The 15,999-nt window shown below is 76.2% G+C and carries 15 protein-coding genes; 6 read left to right on the top strand and 9 right to left on the bottom strand.

Features of this window, described 5'->3' with window-relative positions; all coding sequences use genetic code 11:
* Positions 1–218 precede the first annotated feature (218 nt).
* Positions 219–572: an MmcQ/YjbR family DNA-binding protein gene (locus ACI78V_RS13180; protein ID WP_456851380.1), complete on the bottom strand. Its 354-nt coding sequence runs from the start codon at positions 570–572 to the stop codon at positions 219–221.
* A gap of 77 nt (positions 573–649) precedes the next feature.
* Here ACI78V_RS13180 and ACI78V_RS13185 point away from each other — a divergent pair, with 77 nt between their 5' ends.
* Complete coding sequence (locus ACI78V_RS13185) at positions 650–1,891, top strand: GNAT family N-acetyltransferase (RefSeq protein WP_456851382.1); 1,242 nt, start codon at positions 650–652, stop codon at positions 1,889–1,891.
* Between the two features lie 33 nt (positions 1,892–1,924).
* Here the strand turns inward: ACI78V_RS13185 and ACI78V_RS13190 are convergent, their stop codons facing one another.
* Entirely contained in the window at positions 1,925–2,416 is a 492-nt protein-coding gene (locus ACI78V_RS13190) for a ribose-5-phosphate isomerase (protein WP_456851384.1), read from the bottom strand.
* Between the two features lie 26 nt (positions 2,417–2,442).
* Between ACI78V_RS13190 and ACI78V_RS13195 the strand changes: the two genes are divergently transcribed.
* Both ACI78V_RS13195 and ACI78V_RS13200 read left to right on the top strand, forming a co-directional pair.
* The gene (locus ACI78V_RS13195) at positions 2,443–3,111 is read left to right on the top strand and encodes a DUF429 domain-containing protein (protein ID WP_456851386.1); all 669 of its coding nucleotides are present in this window, start codon (positions 2,443–2,445) and stop codon (positions 3,109–3,111) included.
* Positions 3,108–3,890, top strand: coding sequence for an MBL fold metallo-hydrolase (locus ACI78V_RS13200; RefSeq protein ID WP_456851388.1), 783 nt, complete (start codon positions 3,108–3,110; stop codon positions 3,888–3,890). The genes ACI78V_RS13195 and ACI78V_RS13200 overlap by 4 nt, the downstream gene beginning before the upstream one ends.
* 63 nt (positions 3,891–3,953) lie before the next feature.
* Here ACI78V_RS13200 and ACI78V_RS13205 read toward each other — a convergent pair whose 3' ends face one another.
* Complete coding sequence (locus tag ACI78V_RS13205; RefSeq protein ID WP_456851390.1) at positions 3,954–4,709, bottom strand: SDR family oxidoreductase; 756 nt, start codon at positions 4,707–4,709, stop codon at positions 3,954–3,956.
* A 63-nt stretch (positions 4,710–4,772) separates the two neighbouring features.
* Positions 4,773–5,438, bottom strand: coding sequence for a mycothiol-dependent nitroreductase Rv2466c family protein (locus ACI78V_RS13210; RefSeq protein WP_456851392.1), 666 nt, complete (start codon positions 5,436–5,438; stop codon positions 4,773–4,775).
* Positions 5,439–5,654: 216 nt separating this feature from the next.
* Between ACI78V_RS13210 and pepN the strand changes: the two genes are divergently transcribed.
* Positions 5,655–8,207 (top strand): aminopeptidase N, encoded by a 2,553-nt coding sequence (gene pepN, locus ACI78V_RS13215; RefSeq protein WP_456851393.1) that lies wholly within the window; start codon positions 5,655–5,657, stop codon positions 8,205–8,207.
* Between the two features lie 157 nt (positions 8,208–8,364).
* On the opposite strand, the gene ACI78V_RS13220 is transcribed toward pepN, so the two are convergent.
* From ACI78V_RS13220 to ACI78V_RS13230, 3 genes are read right to left on the bottom strand one after another with little or no spacing between them, the layout of a single operon-like run.
* Positions 8,365–8,829: a DUF5130 family protein gene (locus ACI78V_RS13220; RefSeq protein WP_456851395.1), complete on the bottom strand. Its 465-nt coding sequence runs from the start codon at positions 8,827–8,829 to the stop codon at positions 8,365–8,367.
* 49 nt (positions 8,830–8,878) lie between these two features.
* Positions 8,879–9,247 carry an aa3-type cytochrome oxidase subunit CtaJ gene (gene ctaJ, locus ACI78V_RS13225; protein ID WP_456851397.1) on the bottom strand — a complete coding sequence of 123 codons (369 nt, stop codon included), beginning with the start codon at positions 9,245–9,247 and terminating at the stop codon, positions 8,879–8,881.
* Between the two features lie 37 nt (positions 9,248–9,284).
* On the bottom strand, positions 9,285–10,718 hold the full coding sequence (locus ACI78V_RS13230) for an amidase (protein WP_456851399.1): 1,434 nt from the start codon (positions 10,716–10,718) through the stop codon (positions 9,285–9,287).
* An 80-nt stretch (positions 10,719–10,798) separates the two neighbouring features.
* Here ACI78V_RS13230 and kynU point away from each other — a divergent pair, with 80 nt between their 5' ends.
* On the top strand, positions 10,799–12,055 hold the full coding sequence (gene kynU / locus ACI78V_RS13235; protein ID WP_456851401.1) for a kynureninase: 1,257 nt from the start codon (positions 10,799–10,801) through the stop codon (positions 12,053–12,055).
* 58 nt (positions 12,056–12,113) lie between these two features.
* Here the strand turns inward: kynU and ACI78V_RS13240 are convergent, their stop codons facing one another.
* The gene (locus ACI78V_RS13240) at positions 12,114–12,977 is read right to left on the bottom strand and encodes an SCO6745 family protein (RefSeq protein WP_456851403.1); all 864 of its coding nucleotides are present in this window, start codon (positions 12,975–12,977) and stop codon (positions 12,114–12,116) included.
* A 4-nt stretch (positions 12,978–12,981) separates the two neighbouring features.
* Positions 12,982–13,644, bottom strand: a complete 663-nt coding sequence (locus tag ACI78V_RS13245) for an HNH endonuclease (protein WP_456851405.1) — start codon at positions 13,642–13,644, stop codon at positions 12,982–12,984.
* A gap of 125 nt (positions 13,645–13,769) precedes the next feature.
* Between ACI78V_RS13245 and ACI78V_RS13250 the strand changes: the two genes are divergently transcribed.
* Positions 13,770–15,839, top strand: coding sequence for a prolyl oligopeptidase family serine peptidase (locus ACI78V_RS13250; RefSeq protein ID WP_456851407.1), 2,070 nt, complete (start codon positions 13,770–13,772; stop codon positions 15,837–15,839).
* Positions 15,840–15,999: the final 160 nt, after the last annotated feature.

The following is a 15,999-nucleotide window of genomic DNA, read 5'->3' on the forward strand; positions in this document are numbered from 1 at the left end:
CGGCGCGCCCGGCTGCCCGACCCTAACGAGCGGCGGCGCCGGACACCCGGACCGCCGCGTCCGGGCACCGCCCGCACGTCGCCGTGGTCGACGTCCGGACGCCCCCACGCACACCGACGAGGGGCGGCCGCGGTCGAGGAGCGCACCGGGCGGATCGCCGCCGAGCTCGGCCCCACCCGGGACGGGGACCGGCACCGCCGGGTCATGGCGACCCGGGCCTACCTGCGCTCCTGAGCGGCGTCGAAGGCGGCGCGCAGCCGCGCCGGGGCCCGCAGCCGCCAGGCCTCGGTGAGCAGCTCGGCGAGCTCCTGGCGGTCGACCGCGGCCAGGTCGACGACGACCATCGTCGAGTTCCGGTAGTGGTGCGGCACCGAGAAGACGGCGGGCCGCTCGCCGGCCAGCGCCCGGTTCTCGCCGTCGGCGAGGCGGACAGCCACCCAGCTCTCGTCGGGCGGCATCGAGGCGAAGACCCTGTCCCGCACCCGCAGGCAGGCCATGTCCCAGGCCGGGCGCTCGGTGGTCTCCGGGAGCGCCAGGGCGAGGGTGCGGACGTCGTCCGGGGTGGCGGGCACGGGCGGATGCTGGCACCGGTGTCCGACGGGACGGAACTCGTTCGCGCGCCGTCGGCGGACCCGGGTAGACAACCCCGGTGACCGATCTCGCCGATGGCCTGCGCCCCGCGACGCCCGAGGAGTGGCCGGCCTTCAGCCGCGCCATGCTGCACGTCTTCGGCGAGGACCCGAGCGGCTCCTTCGTCGAGTCGGTCCCCCCGCACGCCGAGCTCGACCGGTCGCTGGGGCTGTGGGACGGCGAGCGGGTCGTGGCGACGGCGGGCATCTACAGCCGGGAGCTGACGGTGCCCGGCGCCGTCGTCCCGTGTGCCGGGGTCACCTGGGTGACGGTCTCCCCCACGCACCGCCGGCGCGGCGTGCTGCGCGGGATCATGCGGCGCCAGCTGACCGAGCTGCACGAGGAGGGTCGGGAGGCGGTGGCCGCGCTGTGGGCGTCGGAGGCGACCATCTACGGCCGGTTCGGGTACGCGCCGGCCACCTGGCGGGGCAACCTGTCCGGTGCCGCGCAGCGGCTGCGGCTGCGCCCCGGCATCGACACCGGCGAGGGCCGCATCGACCTGGTGCCGGTCGAGGAGTACCGCCCCGCGGCCGCCGCCCTGTACGACCGCGTGCGTCGCCACGTCCCGGGCAACCTGGCCCGCGGCGACGTGTGGTGGGACCGCGCCCTGCGTGACGAGCCCGCCCATCGGCACGGCGCGACCGAGCGGCGGTACGTGTTGCACACCGACCCCGACGGCACGGTCACCGGCTACGCCGCCTACCGGGTGAAGGAGGGGTGGACCGACACCGGGGAGCCCGACGGCACGCTCACCGTCGAGGAGGTCCGCGCCACCGGCACCCCGGCGTACGCCTCGCTCTGGCGGTTCCTGTCGGAGATCGACCTGATCCGGACCGTCAAGGCCCCCACGGCCCCGGACGACGACCCGCTGCGGTACCTGGTGGACGACGCCCGCGCGCTGCACTCCCGGCCGGGGGACGCGCTGTGGGTGCGCCTGGTCGACGTCGACCGCGCGCTGGCCGCCCGCCGCTACCCCGCCCCGATCAACCTCGTCCTCGAGGTGCGGGACCGCTTCTGCCCGTGGAACGACGGGCGCTGGGCACTGACCGCCGGCCCGTCCGGGGGCTTCTGCGCGCGGACCGACGCCGACCCCGACCTCGTCGTGGACGTGGAGGCGCTGGCCGCCGCCTACCTGGGCGGCGTCTCGCTGGCCACGCTGCAGGCCGCGGGGCGGGTGACCGAGGTCAGCCCGGGGGCGGTGACGCTGGCGGCCACGGCGTTCCGGTGGCCGGTCAGCCCCTGGTGCCCCGACGACTTCTGAGCACCCGCCGGGCCTCCGCGGGCACGCCGACCGCTAGACCGGCTCCTCGCGCGTGGGCAGGCCGCCGGCCGGGCGGTGCCGGTTCTGCTCGTAGTCGGTGACCAGGCCGATGCGGCGGACGTGCCGCTCGTCGCCGCTGAAGGGCGTGGCCAGGAAGGTCAGCACCAGCTCGGTGGCCTCCTCGACGCTGTGCTGCCGGGCGCCGACGGAGACCACGTTGGCGTCGTTGTGCTGGCGGGCCAGCTCGGCGGTCGCCCGGTTCCACACCAGGGCGGCCCGCACGCCGGGCACCTTGTTCGCCGCGATCTGCTCGCCGTTGCCCGAGCCCCCGATCACCACCCCGAGGCTGCCGGGCTCGGTGACCGTGCGCTCGGCGACCTCGAAGCAGAACGGCGGGTAGTCGTCCTCGGCGTCGTACTCGTACGCCCCGCAGTCGACGGGCTCGTGCCCGGCCTCGGTGAGCGCCTGCTTGAGGTGCTCCTTGAACTCCAGCCCGGCGTGGTCGGTGCCGACGAAGACGCGCATGGCGGCGAGTCTGTCAGGCTGCCGGGGTGGCGGTGCTGGGGGTGGACGGCTGGCGCGGGCGCTGGGCCGGCGCCCTGCTCGACGGCCGCGCGGTCCGGCTGCTGGTGCTCGACGACGTCCCCGCCGTCCTCGCCGTCCCCGGGGTGGAGGTCGTGGGCATCGACATGCCGATCGGCCTGTCCGACGACGGCGTGCGGGCCTGTGACGTCGCGGCCAGGGCAGCGCTCGGCCGGGCCGGCAGCTCGGTGTTCCCCGCCCCGGTCCGGGCCGTCCTGCGCGCCCGCGACTACGCCGACGCGCGGCGGCTCTCCGTCGAGGCGACCGGCGGCCGCTCCCTCTCGGCCCAGTCCTTCCAGCTCGTCGGGCCGATCGCCGCCCTCGACGACGCGCTGGGCGAGCCCCCCGCCGACCACGTCGTCGAGGTGCACCCCGAGCTGGCGTTCCGTGCCCTGGACCCGCGGGTGCGCGACCCCAAGTCCGGCGTGCGCGGGCAGGCGCAGCGCACCCGCGCCCTGCAGCGGGTCATGGACGTGCTGGACGCGCTCGCCGACGCCCCGGCCGGCGTCCCCGCGGTCGACGCGCTGGACGCCTGCGCGGCCGCGTGGTCCGCTCGGCGCATCGCCGACGGCACCGCGCAGTGCGTCGGGGACGGCGCACCGGACGCCCGGGGCCGGCCGATGCGGATCTGCTGGTGACCTTCACGGAGGTGGCCGACGGCGTCTTCGTCCGGCGGCACGAGTCGCTGGACCTCACCTGCGGGTTGGTCGTCGGGGAGGGGGCCTGCCTCGTCGTCGACACCCGCTCCGACCTCGGCGAGGCAGCCGACCTGGTCGCCGCCGTCCGTCGGGTGACGCGTGACCCGTGGACGGTGGTGAACACCCACGCGCACTACGACCACTGCTTCGGCAACGCCGCCTTCCGGCCCGCGACGGTGTGGGGGTCGCGGGGCTGCGCCGCGGACCTGCGCGCCACCGGGGAGGCCCAGCGCGCCGCGCGGGTCGCCGAGCTGCGCGCCGCCGGGGACGACGCCGCCGCGGAGCGGGTGCGGCGCGCTCCGCTCGACCCGCCCGACGCCCTCGTCGACGACGTCGCGGTGCTGGACGTCGGCGGGCGGGAGGTGGTACTCCGCTTCCTCGGCCGCGGGCACACCGGCCACGACCTGGTGGTGGAGGTCGAGGACGGTGTCGTCTTCGCCGGGGACCTCGTGGAGCAGGGCGCGCCGCCGGCGTTCGAGGACGCCTTCCCGGCCGAGTGGCCGGCCACCCTGGGCCGGCTGCACGCGCTGGCCCGCGGTCCGGTGGTGCCCGGGCACGGCGCCGTCGTCGACGCGGCGTTCGTGGGCGCCCAGCGGGAGGAGCTGCTGGCGGTGCTCGCCGCCGTCCGCGCCGGCCGGCTGGACGACGGCCCCTACGACCCGGCGACGATGCGCGTGGCCGCCCACCGGATCGGTCCTGGGCCCGCGACGGGCGCCTGACGCGGGCCTCCTCGCAGGAGCCCGCCCGAGCACGCGAGCGGTGGGGGCGAGGTGGTCCGCCCGTCAGGTGACCCGGCGGACGACGGACAGCGGCAGCGCCCGCAGCAGCGCGGCGACCGGACGCCACGGCCACTCGGGGACGTAGGCGCGCACCGGCTCCCGCTCGATGGCCGCGGTGAGGGCGTCGACACCGGGATCGAGGGCCACGGTGAACGGCCCGCGGTGGCCGACGTCGATGTCGGTGGCGATGAACCCGGGCAGGACCGTCGTCACGCGGATGCCGGTGCCCAGCAGGTCGGAGCGGATGCCCTCGGCGAGGGCGTTGAGCGCGGCCTTGCTGGCGCCGTACGCCGTCCGGGTGCCCCGCATGCCGCGGATCGAGGCGACCGACGAGATGACGACGAGGTGGCCGCTGCCCTGGGCGCGGAACAGCTCCACCGCGGCCTCGCACTGGGCGTGGGTGCCGAGCACGTTGGTGAACAGCGTGGCCCGGTTGGCCCAGGAGGTGCCGGTGCCGACCGGGGCGCCCTTGCCGATGCCGGCGTTGGCGACGAACCGGTCGATGCCGCCGAGCTCCCCGGCGAGCTGCGGGACCACCTTCTCCACCGCGGCGGCGTCGTCGACGTCGAGGCCGGCGGTGACCACGCGGATGCCGGGGTGGGCGGTGAGCAGCTCCTCGCGGAGGGCGTCGAGCCGGTCGGTGCGACGGGCGGCGAGGGCGAGGTCGCGGCCCATCCGTGCGAACCGGCGGGCCAGACCCTCGCCGAGGCCGGAGCTCGCGCCGGTGATCAGGATGCGCTGGCGGACGGGGTGCGGCACCCGTCGAGCATGCCGCACGGCGGCCGAGGGGCAGGGACGGCCGTCCCCGCCCCTCGGCGGAGCTCAGCCGCGGCGGGTGACCCGCAGGGCGTCGGCCGGGACGGAGTCCATGTCGGGGCCGGACAGGCGGGTGCGCTTGAGCTCCCAGAAGTCGGGGAGGTTGGCCAGCAGCACCGCGCCGTCGAACGCCTTGCCGGCGTCCTCCCCGGTCGGCACCCTGCTGATCACCGGGCCGAAGAAGGCCACGCCGTCGATGTGCATGACCGGCGTCCCGACGTCGTCGCCGACCGGGTCCATGCCCTCGTGGTGGCTCTTCTCCAGGGCCTGGTCGTACTCGGTGGAGGTGGCGGCCTCGGCCAGCGACGCGGGCAGGCCGACCCGCTCGAGCGCCGGGGCGATCAGCTCGTCGAGCTCGACGCCCTCGTGGTGGCGCAGCGTGCCCATCGCCGTGTACAGGTCGCCGAGGACCTCGTCACCGTGCTGCTGGGCGGCCGCGATCGCGACCCGCACCGGGCCGATCGCCTTGGTCATCATCTCCTGGTACTCCGCCGGCAGGTCGCGCCCGCGGTTGAGCACGGCCAGGGACATGACGTGCCAGTGCAGGTCGATGTCGCGGACCTTGGCCGCCTCCAGGACCCAGCGGCTGGTGAGCCAGGCCCACGGGCACAGCGGGTCGAACCAAAAGTCCACGCGCGCCTTCACGGGGGCGCTCTGCACTGCCTCGGTCATGTGTCACTCCTCGCCGGCGCTCGTCGGACCCCTGCCCGACGGTGCTCTGTCGTCTCGCGACCTCGGTCGCGCGGTCACTGGTCCCGGCGCACGGTGCGCCGTGGGCCTGTCCTGTCCGTTCTCAAGTCGGACGGGGTGGCGGTTGTTCCCTCGACCGGGCGGCGGTGCACCGTCGGCCGGGGAGGGGCCTCGGCCCTCCGTGGGAAGCTGCCGTGCGTGGCCGTACCCAACCTGACCCGCGATGACGCCGCCCGCCGCGCCCAGCTGCTGGCGGTGGACAGCTACGACGTCCAGTTCGACCTGACCGACGGCGCCGGGCGCCCCGGCGAGCACACCTTCGGGTCGACGACGACGGTGCGGTTCACCTGCCGCGAGCCCGGTGCCGCCACGTTCGTCGACCTGGTCGCCGAGCGGGTGCGCTCGGCCACCCTCAACGGGGTCGAGCTCGACGTCGCCACCTACACCGAGGAGGGCGGACTGCCGCTGCCCGGGCTCGCCGCGCAGAACACCCTCGTCGTCGAGGCGGACTGCCGCTACTCCAACTCCGGGGAGGGGCTGCACCGCTTCGTCGACCCGGAGGACGGCCAGGTCTACCTCTACACGCACTTCGAGCCGGCCGAGGCCAAGCGCGTGTTCACCTGCTTCGACCAGCCCGACCTCAAGGCCACCTACACGGTGCACGTGACCGCACCGTTCGAGTGGCAGGTCGTGTCCAACACCGGCGGCCGCGAGATCGAGGCGGGGCCCGCCGGGTCGCAGCTGGTGCACTTCGCGCCGACCAAGCGGCTGTCGACCTACCTGCTCGCGCTGGTCGCCGGACCGTACGCGCGGGTCACCGACTCCCACGACGGCATCCCGCTGGGCCTGTACTGCCGCGCCTCGCTCGCGGAGCACCTCGACCCGGAGGAGCTGTTCCGGGTCACCAAGCAGGGTTTCGACTTCTACCACCGGGTCTTCGACTACCCGTACCCGTTCGACAAGTACGACCAGCTGTTCGTGCCGGAGTTCAACGCCGGGGCGATGGAGAACGCCGGCGCGGTCACCTTCCTCGAGGACTACGTCTTCCGGTCCAAGGCCACCCGGGCCCGCTACGAGCGGCGCGCGGAGACGGTGCTGCACGAGCTGGCCCACATGTGGTTCGGCGACCTGGTGACCATGCGCTGGTGGGACGACCTGTGGCTCAACGAGTCCTTCGCCACCTACATGTCCACGCTGTGCCAGGCAGAGGCCACCGAGTACACGACCGCGTGGACGACGTTCGCCAACACCGAGAAGGCCTGGGCCTACGCGCAGGACCAGCTGCCCTCGACCCACCCGATCGCCGCCGACATGGTCGACGTCGCCGCGGTCGAGGTGAACTTCGACGGCATCACCTACGCCAAGGGCGCCTCGGTGCTCAAGCAGCTGGTCGCCTACGTCGGCCGCGAGGAGTTCCTGCGCGGCGTGCAGCGCTACTTCCGCACGCACGAGTACGGCAACACCACCCTGGCCGACCTGCTCGACCCGCTGTCGGAGGCCACCGGCCGCGACCTCTCGGCGTGGGCCGAGCAGTGGCTGCAGACCAGCCAGGTCAACACCCTGCGGCCGGTGTTCGAGCTCACCGACGACGGCCGGTACGCCGGCTTCGCGATCGAGCAGACCGCAGTACCCCAGCACCCCGTGCTGCGGCGGCACCGCCTGGCCGTGGGCCTCTACGACACCGGCCCCGACGGACTCACCCGCACCACGCGGGTGGAGCTCGACGTCGAGGGCGAGCGCACCGAGGTGCCGGAGGTGGTCGGCCACCCGGCCGCGGAGCTCGTGCTCGTCAACGACGACGACCTGACCTACGCCAAGCTGCGGCTCGACGACCGGTCGCTGGCCACGCTCAAGGCCGGCATCGGCACGATCCCCGACCCGCTGGCGCGTGCGCTGTGCTGGTCGGCGGCCTGGGACATGACCCGGGACGCCGAGCTGCCGGCCCGCGACTGGGTGGCCCTGGTGCTGGCCGGGGTGGACGCCGAGACCGAGATCAGCGTCGTGCAGTCCCTGCTGGCCCGCGTGCAGAGTGCGCTGGCCAGCTACGCCGACCCGCGCTGGGCCGAGACCGGGTGGCGGGCCCTGGCCGACAAGGCGCTGGCGGCGCTGGAGGCGGCCCAGCCCGGTAGCGACACCCAGCTCCAGTGGTCGCGCACCTTCGCCGGCGCGGCCCGCACCGAGGCGCACGCCGCGTTCCTCCGCCGCCTGCTCGACGGCTCGCACGTCGTCGAGGGGCTGCCGGTGGACGCCGACGCCCGCTGGGCCTTCCTGCACGGGCTGGTCGCCATCGGCGCGGCCGGGGACGCCGAGATCGAGGCCGAGGAGGCCCGGGACGCCACCGCCACCGGTGCGCGGCGGGCCGCGACGGCACGGGCGCTGCGGCCGACCGCGGAGTCCAAGGAGGAGGCCTGGCGGCGGGCCTTCACCGACGACACCATCCCGAACGCGGTGCACGAGGCGATGCTGCAGGGCTTCTGGCACCCGGCCCAGCGGCAGCTGACCGCCGGCTACGTGGACCGCTACTTCGCCGACATCCGCCCGCTGTGGGACCGCCGTCCGGGCGAGATCGCGAAGAACGCGGTGCAGTACCTGTTCCCGCCGGTGGTCGAGCTGCACACGGTGCAGGCCGCGGACGCCTGGCTGGCCGGCGACGACCACCCCGCCCCGCTGCGGCGGCTGGTCGCCGAGGGCCGGGACGGCATCGCCCGGGCGCTGCGCGCCCGCGAGCGGGACGCCGCCGCGAACGACTGAGCAGGCACGGGAGAGGCCCGGGACCCGCCGGGTCCCGGGCCTCTCCCGGGTCGACGGTCGGACGCCGCGTCCGGTCGGCGGGCCCGTCCCGGCCCCACCGTGGCCCCTCTGCCCCCGCCACGAGCGGGCGCGTGGTGCGGGGCAGCGGAGCCCGCGTTCAGTGCGTGCGCAGGCTCCGGGGGTGGCCGGCCTGGTCCGACAGCTGGCGCAGCCCGTTGACGATGCCGCCGACGAGGTCACCGGAGGCGAAGGCGTTGGTCATCGACAGGACCGCGAGGGCGCAGGCGCGGTCGGGCAGCCGGCGGGACGCGGCCGCACCGACGACGACCTCCACGACCCGCTGCCCGGGCGAGATCGCCAGCAGCACGGACTCGGCCAGGTTGCCGCCGGACTGCTCGAACAGCTCCTCGGCGCGGCGCCGGGTCTGCGACCCGAGGTCGCCGAGGTAGAGGGTGAACCGGAGCCCGGTCTCCCGGGAGGACATGGTCAGCGCCTCGTCGAGACGCAGCAGCTCGCGGTAGCTGAAGACCGAGTCCGGCGCCTCCGCTTCGTCCGAGCGCGACGGCGCGGTCCCGGCGGACGTCGCCGTGTCGTGCGACGTGGCTTCCAGCGCGCGGGTCATCGGATGCCTCCGGGGGCGTTCTCGGTGTGGATGGGGCGGGTCACGGCCGTCACCACGTCCCGCGGGCGCCGCCGTAGGGACGGGCCGAGGCAGCGGACCCGGACGGGAGCGCGGAGGAGCCGCGGGCTCCGCCGCCGCGGCCGGCCGGCTCGTCGTACTGCTCGGGGTACATGGAGGAGCCCATCGCCGAGGTGCCGTCGCCGCCGACGGCGGCCGGGCCGTGCGCAGGGGCCGGACCGTGTCCGCCGCCGCCCTCGGGGTGGGGCTCGTACCAGACGGGCGCGTGCTCCCACGGCTGTCCCGGCTTGTAACGGACCTTCCGCTTGCGCGCTCCGGGCAGGAGGGTCAGCAGCGCCAGGAGGAGGACCACGGCCAGCGGGGCACCCACGTAGACGAGCAGGGTCTCGACGACGGTCACGGCCACAACCTACCGTCAGCGGCCCGGTGCCTCCTGGTCAGTCCCACCCTGCGGGGTGGCGCCGCGACCAGGGCCGCGCCTCCTCCAGTTGCGCCGAGAGCGCGATGAGCGTGGCCTCGTCGGCGGGCCGGCCGACGAGCATGGTGCCGACCGGCAACCCGTCGTCGGTCCAGTGCAGCGGGACGCTCACCGCCGGCTGCCCGGTCACGTTGAAGACGGCGGTGAACGCGGCATAGTGCTTCTGCCGCTCGAAGTCCGCGGCGCCGTCCCCGTCGGCGTCGAACCACCCCAGCGGTCGCGGCGTCATGGTGGTGACCGGCGCGAGCAGGACGTCGAAGTGCTGCGTCGCCTGGATGAACCGACGGGAGAACAGCCGCAGCGCGGTGAGCGCCTCCATCGCCGACTGCGCCGACTGCGCGAGGCCGCGGGCGCGCAGCTCCCGGGTGAGCGGCCGCAGCTCCCCCACCCGCTCCGGCGGCACGGGCAGCAGCGTCCCCGACAGCGTCCACGCCCGCTCGAAGGCGGGCAGCACGTCCGCCCCGAGCAGCCCGCCCGGGACGTCCTCGACGTCGTGCCCGAGGTCCGCCAGCAACCGCGAGGCGTCGTCGAAGGCCGCCCGCACCTCCGGCTCCAGCGACGCGTCGGGCATCGGCGACTCCAGGTGCCGGCCGATCCGCAGGCGCCCGACCGGGCGGTCGGCGTAGCCGAGGAAGGTCTCCCCCGGCGGGGGCGGCGGCGCCCACGTGGCGTCTCCGGGCCCCGGCCCGGCCATGGCGTCGAGCATGGCCGCGGCGTCACGCACGCTGCGCGCGAGCGGTCCGTTGGTGCCCAGCCCGGTGACGTCGCCGCCGAACGGGGCGTTGCTGACCCGTCCGCGGCTGGGCTTGATGCCGTACAGGCCGTTGATGCTGGCCGGGATGCGGATCGACCCACCGCCGTCACTGCCCTGCGCGAACGGCAGCATCCCGGCGGCCACCGCGACCGCCGCTCCCCCGCTGGAACCGCCGGCCAGCCGGGTGCGGTCCCACGGGCAGCGCGCCGGTCCGGCCAGGACGTTGTCGGTGTAGCAGGGGAACCCGAACTCCGGTGTGTTCGTCTTGCCGACGCTGATGGTGCCGGCCGCGGCCAGGGCGGTGACCACGTGGTCGTCGACCGTCGGGACGTTGTCGGCGAAGACCGCCGAGCCGAACGTCGTCCGGACGCCGGCGGTGTTGTTGAGGTCCTTGATGGCGGTCGGCACCCCGAGCAGCGGCGGCAGGTCGCCACCGCGGCGGAGCCGCTGCTCGGCCTGGCGAGCGGCGGCCAGCGCCCGCTCGGGGGTCACGGTGAGGAACGCCCCCAGCCCCGCGTCGAGCGCCTCGATCCGGCGCAGCGCGTGCTCCACCAGCTCGGTGGGGCTCACCTCGCCGGCGCGGACGGCCGCGGCCTGCTCGAGCGCGGTCAGGTCGTGCACCTGCGTTCCCGGGGTCACGGTGCCGACGCTAGCGACGATCGGACCGGACGCCAGCGACGACCGGACCGGTGGTGCCGCGGCCCGGTACACAGGACGGCGTGGACCTCTCCCGCGCCGCCGCCGAGCACCTGGACGCCACCGACCCGCTCGCGGGGTTCCGCACCCGGTTCGCCGGCACCGACGGCGACGACGTCCTCTACCTCGACGGGAACTCCCTCGGCCGCATGCCCCGGGAGACGCCGACCGCCCTGGCGCGGGTCGTGGAGGACGAGTGGGCGCGCGGGCTGGTCGGCTCGTGGTCGTCGTGGATCGGCACCGCCACCCGCATCGGTGACCTGCTCGCCGAGGGGGTGCTGGGGGCGCGGCCGGGTGAGGTGCTGGTCAGCGACTCGACGTCGGTGGACCTCTACAAGCTGCTGGTCGCCGCGGCCGACGCCCGCCCCGGTCGCGACGTGCTGGTCTGCTGCGCCGACGATTTCCCCACCGACCGCTACATCGTGGCCGGGGTCGCCGACGCGCGCGGGATGACGGTGCGCGAGGTGCCGGCCGACGTCGACGAGGGGCTGGACCCCGCCGCGCTGGCCGCGGCGCTCGACGAGCGGGTGGCCGTCGTCGTCCTCTCCGCGGTCGCCTACCGGTCCGGGGCGCGGGTCGACGTCGCGGCCGTCACCGCCGCCGCCCGGGAGGTCGGTGCGCTGGTCCTCTGGGACCTCTCGCACGCGGCCGGCGCGGTGCCGGTCGACCTCGCCGCGAACGGCGCCGACCTCGCCGTGGGCTGCACGTACAAGTACCTCAACGGCGGGCCCGGTGCCCCGGCGTTCCTGTACGTGCGCCGGGAACTGCAGGAGGAGCTGCGCCAGCCGATCTGGGGCTGGTTCGGCCAGCGCGACCAGTTCGAGATGGGCCCGGCCTACGACCCCGTGCCCGGCATCGAGCGGTTCGGCGTCGGGACGCCCCCGGTGGTGGCGATGGCCGCCGTCGAGGTGGGTGCGCGGCTGGTCGCCGAGGCCGGCGTGCCGGCGCTGGCCGCGAAGGGGCGGGCGATGGGACGACTGCTCGTGGCGCTGGCCGACGCCTGGCTGGCTCCGCACGGGGTGGCGCTGGCCTCGCCCCGCGACCCGGCCCGGCGGGGCTCGCACGTCACCCTCGCCCACCCGCAGGCGTGGCAGCTGACCCAGGCCCTCGTCGACCGGGGCGTGGTGCCGGACTTCCGGACGCCGGACCGCGTGCGGCTGGGCCCCGCGCCGCTCTACACCCGCTTCGTCGACGTGTGGGACGCGATGGCCCGGTTCCGCGAGGTGCTGGCGACCGGCGCGCACGAGGGCTACCCGGTGGAGCGCGCGCGCGTCACCTGACGGCCCTCGGGCGGGGCCCCGCCGGGCTCGCGGGTGGTGGGGGCACGGGGGCCCGTCCTCAGTCGGGGTCGGGGACGCCGATCGGGTTGCGGTCCGGCCACAGCCCCGCGGCCAGGACGGCGCGGCGCAGGGGTCCCAGCACCTCGGCCAGCCGGTCGCAGGCCGGGTCGCCCAGCTCCTGCCACGGACCCAGGGCCAGCCGGTCGGTGTCGGCCTCCACCACGGCGACGATCGCGGCGCCCTCGGCGGTGAGCTCCCCGCCGGCCAGCCAGCCGTGGCTCGCCAGCTCCTCGGCGGCGGCGTCCCACGCGGCGTCGTCCCACCCGCGGGCGCGCATGAGCCAGTCCTTCTCCGTCCGGCCCGCGGCCGCGGCCAGCACGTGGGCGGCCACGCCGGAGATCCCCCGCTGCAGGAGCGCGGCGTTGTGCCCGTCCCCGCGGTGCTCCCGCAGCGTGGTGAGGGCCTGCCACACCGCCAGGTGGGGTTCCTGCGGCACCGGCAGCCCGGCGTTGGCCGCGGCGAGCGGGCGCCCGGGCAGGTCGACGGCCCCCGCGGCGACGGTGAGCAGGGCGGCCGCCTCCGCCGCGTCCGCCGAGTCCGGCCAGTCCCCGCCGAGGACCCGCCGCACCGCGGCGTCCACCCCCGCCAGGCGGGCCTCCAGCGCCCGCGCCGGCGTCACCGCCCGCCAGACGGCCGGCACCCGGCGGGCGACGAACGGCGGCGCGAAGTTGTAGAAGGTCGCCGTGACCACCTCGGGCCCCGCCGGACCCAGCGGGGCGGCGCGCAGCGCGAAGTAGGTCGACCAGAAGCCGTGCAGGCCGGCCGCCTCGGCGGCCGACCGGCACTCGTCGGCGAAGTAGGTGAGCGCGTGGTACGGCTCACCCAGCGCCCACAGCCGTCGCGCGGTGGCGGGAGAGGCCACGCGCTCAGGCCACTTCCTCGCCGGAGCCCGCCGGCCGCCCACGCGGCGCTGCCGCCAGCACGGGCGAGCCCGCCTTCTCCGGCACCCCCAGCCACTCCCGCCAGCGGGGGTCGACGGTGCGGGCGCCGAGCAGCCGCCAGGCCGCCCCGCTGGGCGTGCGCGGGGGGTTCGGCAGCTTCCAGCCGAGCTCGGCCAGCGACCGGTCGGCCTTGGTGTGGTTGCAGCGGCGGCAGGCGGCGACCACGTTGTCCCAGGTGTGGGTGCCCCCGCGGCTCCGGGGGACGACGTGGTCGATGCTCGTCGCCGAGCCCCCGCAGTACACGCAGGTGGAGCCGTCGCGGGTGAACACCGCCCGCCGCGACAGCGGCACCTGCGCCGGGTACGGCACCCGCACGTAACGGGTCAGCCGCACCACGACGGGCACCGGGAGGGTGACGGTCTCCGAGTGCACCTCCTCCGGGGCGCAGTCCACCGAGACCGCCTTCTCGGCGAGCACCAGCACGATGGCGCGGCGGCTGGAGACGACGCACAGCGGCTCGTAGGTGGCGTTGAGCAGGAGGGTGGCGGCGCTGGTGACCCGGGCAGGGGTCGGCGGCGCAGGTGGGGAGTGGGGGTCGCGCCGCGGACCTGGATGGCCTGCGGACGACCCGTGGTGAGGACGCGGCACGGGGCACCTCCGAGCGCCCGGGGCCGCGCGCCGGGTGCAGTGCGACCCGTGGGCGCTCCCATTCTGTCCTGCACCGGGGCCCGCGCGCTCTCGGGGACGGTCAGGGCGTCGTTACCGTGGCGTGGGTGCGCTATCCCGATGCCCCCCGGCTCGACCTCGTCGAGCACCTGCACGGACACCCCGTGGCCGATCCGTACCGCTGGCTGGAGGACCCGGCCGACCCGCGGACGGTCGAGTGGACCCGCGCGCAGGACGCCCTGACCGCCGAGGTCCTGGCCGCGCTGCCGCTGCGCGACCGGTTCGCCGCCCGCCTGGAGCAGCTGGTGCACGCCGGTGCCGTCGGCGTCCCCGTGTGGCGGGCCGGCCGGGCGTTCTCCACCCGGCGCGACCCCGGGCAGGAGCACGCCGTCCTCCGCGTGCGCGAACCCGACGGCACCGAGCGGGTGCTCGTGGACCCCATGGCCGTCGACCCCTCCGGCACCACCACCCTCGACGCCTGGTCCCCGTCGTGGGAGGGCGAGCGGCTGGCCTACCAGCTGTCCACCGGCGGCGACGAGGAGTCGCGGCTGTACGTGCTCGACGTGGCCACCGGGGAGCAGCTCGACGGTCCGGTCGACCGCTGCCGCTACTCCCCCGTCGCCTGGCTGCCCGGCGGCGAGGAGCTGTTCTACGTCCGCCGCCTGGCCCCCGACCTCGTGCCGGCCGGCGAGGAGCAGTTCCACCGGCGGGTGTGGCGCCACCGTGTGGGCGCCGACCCCGACGGCGACGTCCTCGTGCACGGCGAGGGCAGCGACCCCTCGACCTACTTCGGGGCCCGCACCAGCCGGGACGGCCGCTGGCTGGTCGTCTCCGCCTCGGTGGGCACCGCCCCGCGGGACGACGTGTGGCTGGCCGACCTGACCGGGGACGGCGTCCTGCGCGGGCTCCAGGTCGGCGTCGACGCCCAGACCGCGGCCTGGGTGGCCCGCGACGGCCGGCTGTGGCTGATGAGCGACCGCGGCACCCCCCGCTGGCGGCTGGCGGTCGCCGACCCGGCCGACCCGTCGACGTGGGCGCCGGAGGCGTGGCGCGACGTCGTCCCGCAGCAGGAGGACGGCGTCCTCACCGACGTGGCGCTCGTCGACGGCCCGGACGGCGGGTCGCAGGTGCTCGCGGTGCACTCGGTCGACGCCACCGACCGGCTGTCGGTGTGGGCCGGGGACGGCTCCGGCCGGGTGGCGGAGGTGACCGACCTGCGCCCGGGCAGCGTCTCGGGGGTGAGCGCGCCCCCGGAGGGCGGCAGCACCGCGTGGGTGGGCTTCACCGACTACGCCGCCCCGCCGTCGGTGCTGCGCTGGGACGCCGCCGAGCCCGCGGCCCTGACCGCCTGGGAGCAGGCTCCGGTGGCCGGCGACGTGCCGGAGGTGCGCGTGGTCGAGACGCACGCGACCTCGGCCGACGGGACGCCGGTGCACCTGTTCGTGCTCTCCGGGGTCGGCGCCCCGGACACGCCGCGCCCGACGGTGCTGTACGGCTACGGCGGCTTCAACGTCGCGCTGACCCCCGCCTACACCGCCCAGGCCCTGGCCTGGGTGGCGGCCGGCGGCGTCTGGGCGGTGGCCAACCTGCGCGGTGGCTCCGAGCACGGCGAGGAGTGGCACCGGGCGGGGATGCGGGAGCGCAAGCAGAACGTCTTCGACGACTTCGCCGCGGCCGGGGAGCACCTGGTCGCCGAGGGCTGGACGACGCCCGGGCAGCTGGCGGTGATGGGCGGATCCAACGGCGGCCTGCTGGTCGGGGCCGCGCTCACCCAGCGACCCGACCTCGTCGCGGCCGTCGTGTGCAGCGCCCCGCTGCTGGACATGGTCCGCTACGAGCGCTTCGGCCTGGGCCGCACCTGGAACGACGAGTACGGCACCGCCGAGGACCCGACCGAGCTCGGCTGGCTGCTGGGCTACTCGCCCTACCACCGGGTGGTGGAGGGCACCGCCTACCCGGCGGTGCTGTTCACGACGTTCGAGTCCGACACGCGGGTCGACCCGCTCCACGCGCGCAAGCTCGCCGCGGCGCTGCAGCACGCGACGAGCGCGCGGGCACCGGTCCTGCTGCGCCGGGAGACCGAGGTGGGCCACGGCGCCCGCGCGGTGAGCCGCACCGTCGGCCTGGCCGCCGACCAGCTGGCGTTCCTCGCGGCGCACACCGGGCTGACCGCCTGAACGCGCCGGGCCCCGTGCCCCCTCCTCGGCGGAGGGGGGACGGGGCCCGGCGTCGGGCCCCCGGGGGGGGGGCGGCGCGGGGGGCGGGGGGGGGGGGCCCCGCCCGGGGGGCGTATTGCTTTGTTGCAAATTAACGTGTGCGCATGGCACTCGCCCTCTC

This window comes from Geodermatophilus sp. SYSU D00742 (assembly GCF_054049935.1).